This window comes from Pseudomonas sp. Root329, assembly GCF_001424925.1.
Classification (GTDB): Bacteria; Pseudomonadota; Gammaproteobacteria; order Pseudomonadales; family Pseudomonadaceae; genus Aquipseudomonas; species Aquipseudomonas arabinosi.
Genome location: NZ_LMCV01000002.1, coordinates 321,222 through 333,768 on the forward strand (window position 1 = coordinate 321,222; position 12,547 = coordinate 333,768).

Annotated in this window: 9 protein-coding genes and 1 pseudogene; 4 read left to right on the top strand and 6 right to left on the bottom strand. The window is 60.6% G+C overall.

Annotated features, from left to right (window positions below; genetic code table 11):
- Window positions 1-73 precede the first annotated feature (73 nt).
- Window positions 74-1,411 carry a hypothetical protein gene (locus tag ASC74_RS04505; RefSeq protein ID WP_056739539.1) on the top strand — a complete coding sequence of 446 codons (1,338 nt, stop codon included), beginning with the start codon at window positions 74-76 and terminating at the stop codon, window positions 1,409-1,411.
- 115 nt (window positions 1,412-1,526) lie between these two features.
- On the opposite strand, the gene ASC74_RS04510 is transcribed toward ASC74_RS04505, so the two are convergent.
- The 3 genes from ASC74_RS04510 to ASC74_RS04520 all read right to left on the bottom strand — a co-directional run bounded on the left by ASC74_RS04510 (window position 1,527) and on the right by ASC74_RS04520 (window position 5,069).
- Complete coding sequence (locus ASC74_RS04510; protein WP_056739542.1) at window positions 1,527-2,090, bottom strand: cytochrome b; 564 nt, start codon at window positions 2,088-2,090, stop codon at window positions 1,527-1,529.
- A gap of 104 nt (window positions 2,091-2,194) precedes the next feature.
- Entirely contained in the window at window positions 2,195-3,649 is a 1,455-nt protein-coding gene (locus ASC74_RS04515) for an aldehyde dehydrogenase family protein (RefSeq protein WP_056739544.1), read from the bottom strand.
- A 43-nt stretch (window positions 3,650-3,692) separates the two neighbouring features.
- Window positions 3,693-5,069, bottom strand: a complete 1,377-nt coding sequence (locus tag ASC74_RS04520; RefSeq protein WP_056739546.1) for an aspartate aminotransferase family protein — start codon at window positions 5,067-5,069, stop codon at window positions 3,693-3,695.
- Window positions 5,070-5,285: 216 nt separating this feature from the next.
- On the opposite strand from ASC74_RS04520, the gene ASC74_RS04525 reads away from it, so the two are divergent.
- From ASC74_RS04525 to ASC74_RS04535, 3 genes are all read left to right on the top strand, one after another.
- A complete protein-coding gene (locus ASC74_RS04525; RefSeq protein WP_056739548.1) occupies window positions 5,286-6,260 on the top strand; it encodes a helix-turn-helix domain-containing protein in 975 nt (324 codons plus the stop codon).
- A 60-nt stretch (window positions 6,261-6,320) separates the two neighbouring features.
- A complete protein-coding gene (locus tag ASC74_RS04530) occupies window positions 6,321-7,061 on the top strand; it encodes an IclR family transcriptional regulator (protein ID WP_056739550.1) in 741 nt (246 codons plus the stop codon).
- Window positions 7,062-7,250: 189 nt separating this feature from the next.
- Complete coding sequence (locus ASC74_RS04535) at window positions 7,251-8,699, top strand: APC family permease (RefSeq protein ID WP_056739552.1); 1,449 nt, start codon at window positions 7,251-7,253, stop codon at window positions 8,697-8,699.
- Between the two features lie 39 nt (window positions 8,700-8,738).
- Here ASC74_RS04535 and ASC74_RS04540 read toward each other — a convergent pair whose 3' ends face one another.
- From ASC74_RS04540 to ASC74_RS32525, 3 genes and pseudogenes are all read right to left on the bottom strand, one after another.
- The gene (locus tag ASC74_RS04540) at window positions 8,739-10,247 is read right to left on the bottom strand and encodes an MFS transporter (RefSeq protein ID WP_056739554.1); all 1,509 of its coding nucleotides are present in this window, start codon (window positions 10,245-10,247) and stop codon (window positions 8,739-8,741) included.
- An 87-nt stretch (window positions 10,248-10,334) separates the two neighbouring features.
- The gene (locus ASC74_RS32520; protein WP_442965765.1) at window positions 10,335-11,090 is read right to left on the bottom strand and encodes a methyl-accepting chemotaxis protein; all 756 of its coding nucleotides are present in this window, start codon (window positions 11,088-11,090) and stop codon (window positions 10,335-10,337) included.
- 102 nt (window positions 11,091-11,192) lie between these two features.
- Window positions 11,193-12,464, bottom strand: a pseudogene (locus ASC74_RS32525) (PDC sensor domain-containing protein); the annotation flags it as partial.
- Window positions 12,465-12,547: the final 83 nt, after the last annotated feature.

Here is a 12,547-nt window from a genome sequence, read left to right on the forward strand (position 1 = left end):
GGGTTACCGCTTGCGCGACCCAAGCCGGAACACTCATGGCTCGCCTCATAAATATAAAAACAGGAGAGACGTCATGCGCACCCTCAGTTACGCCCCATTACTTTCGCTGGTTGCACTCTGTACATTTGAGCCGCAGGCACACGCCTACCAGCTCTACAGCGAAGACGATGGTGGAACCGTCCTGAACGCCGACCTGTCGGCGGCGTTTGGCTGGTTCGGCAGCGAGAAAAACTACATCGGCGACCCTGAGAGGGCGCCCGGCAGGATGCGGTGGCAAGAAGGCTTCGCCAAGTACGGTCTCAACGGCACGACAGACAAGATCAATGCCGGTTCGATCTATGGCGGACTCAGCTGGATCAGCACGGGGTCATTTGGCGATGGGGACGCGGGTGGACTCACCGTCGGGGATGAAAGAAAAACGGCTGTGGAAGACGCCTACCTGGGCTGGAAGTCAGGTGATCTGATTCCTGCACTGGGCAAGGACGGCGTTGATTTCTCCTTTGGCCGGCAGCTCGTTACGGTGGACGGCTTCCTGATCACCGATGACGGGTTTGCCCCCGGGAAGGGCTTCAATCCTATCCCGGGCGTTACGGATGGCCGGTTCAATCGCGGCGGCGCTTTTTACCTTGGCCCGCGGTTGGCGTTCGGGAATACGGCAGTCTTGAAACTGGGTGGCAAGGAGGGCCTTCACGGTAGCCTGATATGGCTCAAATCCGATAACCCCGGGCAGTCGAAGACCGAAGTGGCTGCCGCCACCGTCGACTACACGACGCCCGTCGGCTCGATCGGTTCGACGTACCTGCACGGCCTGGATGTTGACGAGCGATATGCCTTTGGTGATCGGCTTGAGCGCAAGGGCATGAACGTCTACAGCATTCGTGGGCAGGGCAATGCCGGGATCGAGAATGCTGACTTTGCGTTCGAAGTGGTGCGTCAGGAAAAACGTTCAGGGTCACAGCGGGCGATGTTCTTCGACGCCGGCTACACCTTCGCCGATACCCAATGGCAACCGACGGTAAGCTATCGATATTCGCGCTACTCCGAAGGCTACGACTTTCTGTTCCAGGGCGGTTTTCGCAAGCGATACCAAGGTGAAGTCGCCGCCAATTACGCAGGTTCTGTGACCTCGAACATGGCGATCAACGACGTGCTCCTCTCAGTCAAGCCGACCGAGACATTGACCCTTAACGCAATGGCCTTCAACTACCACCAGCTCTCCCGTCGGCATGAGCAGGACTTCGCTGCACGCGAGGTCGACCTTTTTCTGGATTGGATGGTGACGGATAACGTCACACTCTCGCCTCTGGTCGGCTTCTACAAGCCCGAAAAGTGGCTCGGGGATGGTGGCCTGCAGAGCGGGAGCGCATCAACGAACACTTACTTCCAGTTCATCGTATGGGTGGCTTTCTGAACCGCCGCTCGCCCCGTAACAACTGAGTCTGCTGCAGGTATTTTGATCAGGGGCCTGGCGGCCCCTCCGGTCCGAGCCATGAGGCGTTGACGTCTTGCGTCAACGCCTTACCCAGTCACAGCATGCGGCGCAGGACGTCGTTTCGAGGGTCCCGGTCGAAAAACCGGTGTTTCAGAGCGCCCACGACATGCAACAGGATCAGTCCGAGCAGGGTGTAGGCGAGTACTTTGTGCAGCCATTGGAAGACGACGAACCAATTGTCATTTTTCGGAAGGAGCTCCGGCAGGTTGACCCCAAAAAAGAAAACCCCGTCGCTCATCGTGTAGGTGCTCGACATTGAGTACCCCATCAACGGCACGATCACGACAAGCGCATACATGACACGCTGCGTAAGCCTTGACAGGAACCTTTCATAGCTCGCCAGCGTTTCCAGCGGCTGCGGAAGTCCGGGGCTCCGAAAACGCAGGGCGATCTGAGTCAGGACAACCAGAAACACCAACAGCCCAAAGGATTTGTGCCACGGGTAATAGAGCTCGTACTTGCTCGCCACTTCGTCATTCAGACCGGTCATATGCCAGCCTGCCCAGAGGAGGCCTGCGATGAGCACGGCGCGTACCCAGTGCAACATTCGCAGGGACGTCGGATACCGATCGGTTGTTTGTTGATCTATCGGGTTCATCGTAGTCTCTCCATTGATTATCAACGGCATCAGGGATGCACTTTTGAACGGCACCCTCGCGGCACAGGGGCCGGAGGGTGATTCGGTCAGGACAGGGATCGTGCTCAGGAAGGCAGCAGTACGGTGATGACTTTCTCCTCGGTGTAGGCCACCGCGCCGGCAAACCCGCCTTCACGGCCGATACCGCTGGTCTTTACGCCACCCCAGGGCAGGTTGGCGTCCAGTGGGCTCCAGCAGTTGATACCCACGGCACCGGCCTTCACCGCAGCGGCTACGCGGTGCGCTCGCACCAGGTCGGTCGTCCAGACCGTGGCCGCCAGGCCGTAGGAGGAGTCGTTGGCCAGTGCGATAGCTTCCTCTTCGCTGTCGAACGTGATCAGCGTGCCGACGGGCCCGAAGATTTCGTCTTGGGCGATCGCCATGGTGTTGTTGGCGTTGGTGAAGATAGTCGGCCGGACAAACCAGCCCCGTTCAGGCGTCGATACACCGCCGGCCAGTAGCGAGGCGCCTTGGTCGATACCCAGTTGGATGTATCGGTTAACGCGATCGAATTGCGCTTTCTTGGCCACCGGTCCCATCTGTACACCGGGCTGGCGAGGGTCGCCCACGTTGACTGTCTGCGCGGCATCGGCAAGCGCTGCACCGAAGCGATCTGCGATGCTGCGGTGGACCAGGATGCGCGAGCCAGCTGCACAGACCTGGCCCTGGTTGGCGAACAGGCCGAGCGCACACCCGCGCAGCGCGTCGTCGAAAGAGGCATCGTCGAAGACAATCTGTGGACTCTTGCCGCCCAGCTCCAATGCCACGCGCTTGAACAGCACACCGGCGGTGCGCTGGATTTCGCGTCCGGCCTCGGGGCTGCCGGTGAAGCTGATCTTGGCAACGTGCGGGTGTTCGCACAAGGCGCGACCCACCTCGTTGCCGTAGCCGGTGACCACGTTGATCACGCCGTCAGGGAAGCCCGCTTCCTGAGCCAGCACCGCCAGGTGCAGCGCAGACTGCGGCGTCTCTTCCGAAGGTTTGATCACCACGGTGCAGCCTGCTGCCAGCAAAGCGGCGAGCTTCCAGACTGTGATCATCAAAGGCGAATTCCAGGGAACGATGGCGCCGACCACACCCACTGGCTCACGTACAGTGTACGAAAGGGTCTTGGTGCCGAAGTAGCCACCGGTGGGAATGGTGCGCCCCTCAAGCTGGTTGGCCCAGCCGGCGGCGGCACGCAGGTTGGCGATCGCGTTGGGCAAGTCCATCCGGCGCGGTTCGATGGGTGAGCGACCGATGGCGTTGGCATCCATATCGGCCAGCAATTCGGTGTCGCGCTCAACCAGGTCAGCGAGTTTCGATAGCAATTGACCGCGCTGGGCGCCGTCGAGCTGGCTCCAGGCGCCACCCTCAAGTTGGCGATGCGCGGCCGCCACTGCGCGGTCCACGTCCTCAGTCGTGCCCTGTGCGGAGCTGCCGTACACCTGTTCTGTCACGGGGTTGACGAGGTTTATGCGACGGCCGTCGGAGGCTTCGAAGGACGCGCCTTCGATGAAGTGATTCAAGTGCTCAGTCATTTTGGGGTCCATGAGTGATGTGGAGGGGTCGGGTATGCACACGTCACGCCTCGAGGGAGGCCAGGGCGTCGCCGAAGATGTCCAGTGCCTTGAAGAACAGCGAGCGTGAGATCGTCAGCGAGGGCATGACTCGCATCACGTTGCTGTAGCGACCACAGGGAATCATCAGCACGCCGTGGTTCAGTAGGTAGCCCATGAGCTGGCCGATTTTTTCGGGCGCCAGGGGGGCCTTGGTGACTGGGTCTTCGACCAGTTCGATACCGATCATCAGGCCGCGGCCGCGGACTTCAGCGACGAACGGGCTGTTGAAGCCACGGATACATTCCTGCGCCTCCAACCCCAGCGTGTGCGCGCGGTTGATCAGATCGAGCTCCGGGTCCTGCAGGATGCTGATGTTGGTCAGCGCTACCGCCGCGGACAACGAGTTGGCGGCAAAGGTGTTGGGCATCGATCCGTCAGGAATCGCGGCCGCCAGGTCCGAACGCATGATCAGGCCCGCCATTGGCAAGTCGCTGCCGATGCCTTTGCCGAACGTGAGCATGTCTGGCTTCACGCCCGAGTGCTCGACCGCCCACATCTTGCCGGTGCGCCCTGCACCGGATTGCACTTCATCGACGATCAGCAGCGTGCCGCTACGGTCGCATGCCTTGCGCAGCAGTTGCAGGAATTCTGGCGAGGGAGGCACGTAGCCGCCTTCGCCCTGCACCGGTTCCACGATGACGGCAGCCACGTCATCGGCGGCGGTGTAGGGGGTGTTCAACAGGTAGTCCACGTACTCGCCGGCTATCTGCTCGGCGCTTTTGTGAGTGGTGTCGAAAGGGAAACGGTAGGCATAAGGGTAGGGGGCGTGAATGACCCCGCCCATCTGGGCGCCGTAGCCCTTGCGGTAGGCCGTGCCTGTCGTCAGGGATCCCGAGGCGTTCCACACGCCGTGGTAGCCTCCATGAAAGGCGATGATCTGGTGCCGCCCGGTAATGCGTTTGGCGAACTTGATGGCTGCTTCAAGCGCATCGCTGCCGCTTTGCGTGAAGAAGGTGATGCAGTCGCCACGCAAGCCGTCGGGCGCGATCTCGGAGAGCTTGGCCGCCAGTTCGGTGCGCCGGGTGCTGTTGACTTCCAGGGCATGCATCAGCACTTCGGACTGTTCGCGGATCGCCTGCACCACTTTCGGGTGGCAGCGGCCTACGCTGCTGACGCCCACGCCGGCGGACAGGTCGATGTAGGTGTTGCCATCGGGGTCCTTGAAGGTAGCGCCGAAGGCACGGTCCATGGCCACGGGCATGCGTCCGCCGCCGCGCGCCATGGACTCGGTACGCGCCGACAACGCCAGGGCCTCGCTGGTTTTGGGGCCGGGAAGTGTGCTGGAGGTAATCCGCGGGGCATCCGCGAAGTGGAGGGATTCAAGTTTGGCTTCACTCATGACGTTCTCTCTGAATGTCGATTTAAGTGTGCTGATCATCTCCGCGACGTGTCTGTGGCCGGTAGCCCGAATTGGCACATGGGTGGCCGCCCTGAGCGCACCTTCCAGCAGTGAATTTAAGATTCCACAAAGAATTATGCAGAATTTCTACTATGTGCGAATATCGCATAGGAAGGCGATCTAAAAACAAGAATATCGGCAGAGGCTTTCGACATCATGAAAAATCAGACTATCAGCCATTTCAGAGACGTCCATGCCCATGCGGCTACCGTCCAGGAGTGGAACCAGGACTACAGTCAGCTAACGGCAGGCTCGACCGAGAGTTCGCTGATGCAGTTGTCGACGGCAGGTGTCCACGTCTTTCTCGAGCAGATCAACCAGCGTGTCGTGCAGCACGGCGTGGCTCCCCGAAGCAAGATGTGCTTTGCAGTGCCGATCACCACCCCGGGTTCGATTCGGATGCAGGGACGGGAGGCGGACGATAGCAGCCTGTTCTTTCTTCACGGTGGCGAGGAGTTCATGTTCCATATGCCGATGGGTATGGAGCTGCTGTCGATCACCTTTGAACGTGAATTGTTCGAGCAGGCGTTGGCGCAAACGGCTTCGGCGAAGGAGGTCAGCCTGTTGCTGCGTCAGCCGGTGATCAGGGTTTCCACGCCGCGCTTTGCAGACGCTCGTCGCCGATTGCTGGCGATGTTCTCCCAGGCCCTGGTGTACGAAGAACTCGACAGCACACGAGATCGGGAACGGGAGTTGGCCCTGGAACAGGCGATGCTCGGCGAGTTGCTGCAACTCATGACCGACCCGGCCTGCGACAAGCAACAACGCTCCGCAAGCTCCACGCGCAGCTTCATTGTCGAGAAATGCCACCGTCTGGCGACCTCGGAGATGATCGACGTGCCCAGCGTGATCGAGTTGTGCCAGCGACTCCAGGTCAGCCGGCGTACCGTGCAGAACAGCTTTCGCTCGGTTGCCGAGACCACGCCGCTGAATTACTTGCGCTCTGTGAGGCTCAACGGTGTACGTCGCACCTTGATGTCCACCCGCGCGTCACATCTCTCGATCGGCGATGCCGCTGCCCAATGGGGCTTCTTTCACCTCAGCCATTTTGCGGCGGAGTACCAGGAGCTGTTCGCAGAGTTGCCGTCCCATACCCCCCGCGCTGCCATCACCGGTTGCGCTCATGCCTGAACACCCGCCCGCTGAAAGCAGTGTGGGGTGACCGTTGGCTTCACAAGGATGTAGAAAAAGATGAATAGCCTACGCCGTCTGCTCATGGTCTTCGACCTGTTCCGCCCGGAACAACCGGTCATCGATGTGGACATCATTTGCCGGGAGCTCGGCTACACGTCCGCCACCGCCTATCGTTACCTGCGCGAACTCGGCGACGCGGGCTTTTTGAAGCGATTGCCGCGCGGTTACGCGCTCGGCCCGCGAATCGTCACGCTGGAGCATCAGATGGCGAACTACGACCCGTTGTTGGCATGCAGCCGGGACCTGGCCGACAAACTGGTCGCCGACACCGGCCTGGATGCGCTGGTCAGCGAGTGGCATGGCGACTCAGTGGTCAACGTGCTGATCCATCGTGGCTCCGATGCCGGACCGGTCGGTGGCGACAAGGGGCGACCGATCGATCTTTTTCACAGCGCGACCTCCCGCGTCGTACTGGCTTATCTGCTACCGCGTCAGATCCGACGCGTCTACGACGCTCACGTGAACTCATCCGAATTGCAGCATCTGGGGCTGGAGTGGAAGCCGTTCATCAAGAGCCTGCTCGCCATCCGCAAACAGGGCTACTGCATCAGCGAAAGTGAGCTGTACCCGGGACGCAGTGGCGTCGCGGCGCCGATCTTCGACGAAAAGCAGCGCGTCCTCGGGAGCATGACCCTGGTGGGGCGCAGTGAGCGGTTCGGTGCGTTTCAGCAGCGCTATCTGTGCGATCTGGTGACCGGCGCGGCGTCGGAACTGACGGCGCGTCTCGCTTCGCAGTGAGGTCAGGGTGGCGGATGGCGCTGTTCAGGTGATGGCGTAACAGGTTACCGATTTGGGATACCGGGGCGTTCATGGTGAGGCATAGGATCGAATCCAGCGTGCGACAAAAACGACAAGCGCTATCGGTGACGGTGAACGGCTTGCTGCACCGATCCTACAGCGACTGCCTCATACAATAAGGTCAAGAACATGAGCGTATCTATCCCGATCAACAGTTCGACGGAGTTGAAGCGTGGTGCCTTGGGTGTTGGTTTCATCATCTTTTTCGTGGTGTCGGCGGCGAGCCCGTTAAGTGTCATCGCCGGTGGCTTCCCGATTGGCATCATGCTGGGTAATGGCGCCGGCACGCCGGCGTTGCTGATCCTGGCGTTGCTGGTGTTGCTGGCGTTTTCAGTGGGCTACACCACCATGTCCCGGCACCTGACCAATGCCGGCGGTTTTTATGCGTTCACCTCCCGTGGTTTGGGTGGCCTGGCAGGCGGCGCAGCCGGGGTGTTGGCGATGTTCGCCTATAACATTCTTCAGGTCGGGCTGTATGGCATGTTCGGCGGGGTCGTCAGCGGCACCATGGAAAGCATGTTCGGGCTGGTGTTGCCGTGGTGGTCTTACTCACTGATGGCGATGGCGAGTATTGCGATTCTGGGCTATCGCAAGATCGACCTGTCGGCGCGGTTACTGTCGGTGATGGTGATCGCCGAGTACCTGGCGATCCTGATCCTGGATTTTGCCATCCTCAAATCCGGCGGCGACAGCGGCATCAACCTTGATGCGTTTGATCGCAGTCATGTGTTCAGCGGCACACCGTCAATCGGCTTGCTGTTCTGCTTCGCGGCATTTATCGGCTTCGAGGCGACGACTATTTACGGCGAAGAGGCCAAGAACCCGCAGCGAACCATCCCGATTGCCACCTACTGCTCGGTGTTGCTGATCGGTGGTTTCTACGCACTGTCGGTATGGTCGATGGTGGTGGGCGTAGGGGCGGACAAAATCGTGCCGATGCTGCAGTCCTTGCAGGACCCGACGACGTTTATCTACGGCATGTCCGACCACTTTGTCGGCCCCTATCTGACTCAGATTATCCGGGTGCTGTTCATGGTCAGTATCTATGCCGGCCTGCTGGCGTTTCATAACGCAGCGGCCCGTTACTTCTACGCGATTGGGCGTGACGGCCTGTTGCCGCACCGCTTGGGTACTACCCATCGCGTCCACCAGAGCCCCCATATGGGGTCGGCGTTGCAGAGCCTTATCTCGGCCGTGGTGGTACTGATTTTCGCCGCCATGGATGCCGATCCGATCCTGCAGCTGTTTGCCTGGCTGTCCAACTTGGCCACGCTGTGCGTGATTTTGTTGATGGCGCTCACTTCCGCAGCGGTAATCTTCTTTTTCCGGCGTCACCCCGAACTCAAGGTGGGGATCTGGCGTGGGCGGATTTTTCCCGGTTTCTCTTGTGTTGCCCTCTTGGCGGTCCTGGTACTCGCGGTGGTGCATTTCGAAGTACTGACGGGCGCCAGCCTGGCATTGTCATATAGCCTCTGCGCCATCATTCCCGCGGCCCTGCTGGGTGGCGTGTTCCTGGCGGCTCGACTTCGCAAGGCGTCGCCGGAGCGGTACCAGGCATTGGGTAGCCACAAGCTTTAAGGCCCCACGCAGAACCGTTCAACTAAATCTGCGCTTTGCTTACCAAGGATGGTCTGCGACCTCGCGCGGCTGCGCCTGTCTGCTCAACTTGACCAGCAGCGATGCGATCAACAGCAGGACTGCCGACGCTGCCAGCACGGCAACAAAGCCTGCATCGAACGCCGCACGGGCGAATGCGGTCAGCATCGCGCGGCCTTCGGGTGACAACGTTTCGGCGACGACCAGCGCGTCGTCGAGACTCTCGAATGTCGTGGGGTTTCGGGTCAGCCATGGCGGAATCATCACGCCCGCCGAATACGCATAAATCGCCGATAACAGGCTGCCCGCAAGCGTCACACCCACAGCACCGCCCAGTTCAAAGGACACTTCCTCAATGGAGGCGGCCATGCCGGCTTTATCGGCGGGCACGCTGAGCATGATGGTGCTGGACGAAACGGTCAGTGCAGCGCCAATCGTGAAGCCCAACAGGGCAAGGCTGGCGATTTGCAGGTAAACCGCAGCGTTGTACAGCAAGAGATAGCTCAGCATCGCGGCTGACGACAGCAGCAATGTCCAGAACAGCATCCGCCGGTTTCCCAGGCGAGGCAGGTAGTAACCGGCAAGCGGCCCTGCGACGAAGGAGCCCAGTGGGAGAGGCAGGATGAACAATGCCGCCTCCAGCGGCGACATGCCGAGCACCAGTTGCAGGCGTTGGCTGAACACCAGTTCCATGCCGATCAACGCAGCGGCCGACACGACCGCTGAAATGACGGCATTTCTGAAGCCGGGCGTTGTGAACAGCACCAGATCGAGCATCGGCTGTGCGGCACGGCGTTGGCGTCGAATGAACAGCGTCAGGAATAGCGCACCCAGGACGACCGCCACCAGCATGCCGTCGAAGGAGGGCGTCCGCTTACCGAGTTCCTTGACGGCATACGCCAGGCTGATCAACCCGATCATGACCTGCAACGAACCCAGCCAGTCCCATCGTTTTTCGGCATCCCCCGGGTGATTCGGGATCAACACCGCGCCGAGGACCAGCGCCACCAGCACAATAGGCACGTTGATCAGAAACACTGAACCCCACCAGAAATGCTCCAGCAGCAGGCCGCCCACCACCGGGCCGAACGCAGCGCCCCCTGAAGCAACCGATGCCCAGATGCCGAATGCCATGGCCTGCTCGCGCGGGTCGGCGAACGTCACCCGCACGATGGCCAGCGTAGCCGGCATCATCATCGCCGCGCCGACGGCCAGAAAGCCGCGGGCACCAATCAAAACGCTGGCTGATGGCGAGAAGGCCGCGATCAGCGAGAACAGGCCAAACACGCTCAGTCCGCCGATAAACAGGCGTTTGTGCCCGAGGCGATCACCGAGTGTGCCCATGCCAAGCAGCAGCCCGGCAGCGATTAATGCATAGATGTTGATGATCCAGAGCTTTTGCGAGGCCGAGGCATCGAGCTCACGGGTCAGGGTCGGCAGGGCGGTGTACAACACTGTCATGTCTATGACGATCAGCAGCAATGCGCTGGAAATAATGGCCAAGATCAGCCAGCGTCGCGGGGGAGTCATGGGTGGTGCTCGATGAACGATGGTCGAAAGCCGGCAACTGTAACTCAGTCAAGACGTCAGCACCGGCAGGTAGCCTGCCGTGCCCCTTTACACGCGAAAATGGCCTACAAGCTGCTGTTGATGGTTGGCCATTTCATGGAGTGAGTCACTGGCCGTTGAGGCATCGCTCATCCGTTTGGTCAGTGTTTCGCTGATGCTGCGAATGTCACTGACCCGATGGCTGATATCTTCCACGACCGTGCTTTGCTCCAGGGCTGCGCTGGCGATCTGCTGATTCATCTGTTCGATCACATCCACGGCCTGGGAAATATTCTCCAGCGCCGTACGGGTCTGTTGTACCTGGATCACGCTGTTGCCGGCTTGCTCGCGGCTCAGTTGGGTACTGTGCACCACTTCCTGGCTCAAGTGCTGCAACGTCTCTATCACCGTGCGGACCTGTTCGACCGAGCTCTGGGTGTTGCTGGCCAGGTGCCTGACTTCATCGGCCACCACCGCGAAGCCGCGTCCCTGTTCGCCCGCTCTGGCCGCCTCGATGGCCGCATTCAACGCCAGCAAATTGGTCTGCTGCGCGATGGTGCTGATGACGTCCAGCACCTGGCCGATCTGGGTGCTGCTATTGGCGAGGGCATGCACTTGCTTAAGGGTGGTGTCCAGGCGCTGATCAAGGCTTTCGATGCTGCTCTCGGCGATGGAGAACACCGCTTGACCTGATCGGCTCGCGCTTTCGGCGGCTGTCGCGGCGTCGGCGGCACCGTGGGAGTGGCGCGCCACTTCCTGGGCACTTGCACTCATTTCGTGCAGGGCGGTCGCGGCCAGCTCCACTTCGCGGTACTGGCGTTGCATCCCTGCGCTGACTTCCCGGGCAATCCCCGACGAGGTATCGGCGCTGTTGCGGGTATCCAGGGAGGCGGTTTGAATGTCACGAATAATCGGCTGCAACTTGTCCAGAAAACGGTTGAACCCATTGGCCAATTGGCCCAATTCGTCGCGACGCCCGGCGGGCAGGCGTTGGGTGAGGTCACCATCGCCATCGACGATGGCATCAAGCAGACCCGCCACCTTCAGCAGTGGGCGTGTCACCCCGTAGGCTGCCAGCCAGATCAGCAGCATGCCGAGGCAGCTGGCCAGAACCCCCAGGCAAAGGTTGAGCCAGTTGGCCTGGTGGCTTTTGTCGTCCAGTTCGCGTTGCATTTGCCGAGCGGGAGCCTGCACCAAGTCTTGGGGAACCTTGATCTCCAGTTGCCAGAGTGGATTGCCTGGCACGGTTTGCAGAGCCTGGCGTATATCGAGGGTGGACCCGGAGACTTCGCCGCTGCGTCCTGCCACCTGGCCGGTGGGCGACACAATGGCGACTTCGCTGTTGCCCTGATAGAGGTCCTGGCGGAGGTCGGCAGCCAGCTTTTGCAGAGTGTCGAGGCCAATGTCCATGCCGACCACGCCGAGGATTTTGCCGTTGGCGATCAGAGGGATAGAAACGCTGCTCATCAGGACTTTCTGGCCTTCCACCTCACTGGTGTAGGGCTCCACCACGCAAGTGCGCCTTTGAGCTTGAGGGCAGGTGTACCAGACGTTTGTCGGTTCGCTGCCGGGTGGCGCAGTGTCGGTGAAGATTTGCGCCTCGGTGAGGACATCCTGGACCAGTTGTCCCGGCTGGCTCTGTGACCAATACAGCGCAAAGCGGCCTTTTTCGTTGCTCGCCAGTGCACGTTGCCCGACGAAATCGGCGTCTGCGGCCGCCAACGCGTCAGGCAGAAGTATGACGTACAGGCCGAGCACTTTTTCGCGTTTGAGCAGTGTCTGACGGGTCACGCTGATCAGCGCTTCGCGCAATTGCGCAGCCGTGAGGCGTCCATTGAGCGTTTGATCGCGCAGTTGCAGAACCTGTTGCGCGAACCCTTCGCCATACAGCGCCGTTTCGTTGAAAAAGCGTTCGACGTGTTGGCCATGGGCAACGGCCTGGGCTTGCAAACGCTCCACGGCGGCTTGCCCGAGCAGGTGACTGCTCTGCTCCTTCAGCAATTTTGCACTTTGTTGGTTCTGGTACACCGAGGCGCCTACCAGCGCGCCGACGACAGCCAGCAGGCACAGTCCGCTCAGGAGTGTGATCCGCCATTGGATAGTGAGATGAGCTAAACGCATGACTGAGGCTTCCTGCAGAGGGCTTTGGCTGCGATGGGCTGTGGACCAGGCCCTCGCTTTTATTATTGGTGCCGGCATCTGGGTATAGAGCGGGTGACGCTAGCATGCGGGGGGGGACGGCCAAGCAGTTATCCCGAATCGGCAAGGACTGCCGGATTGCC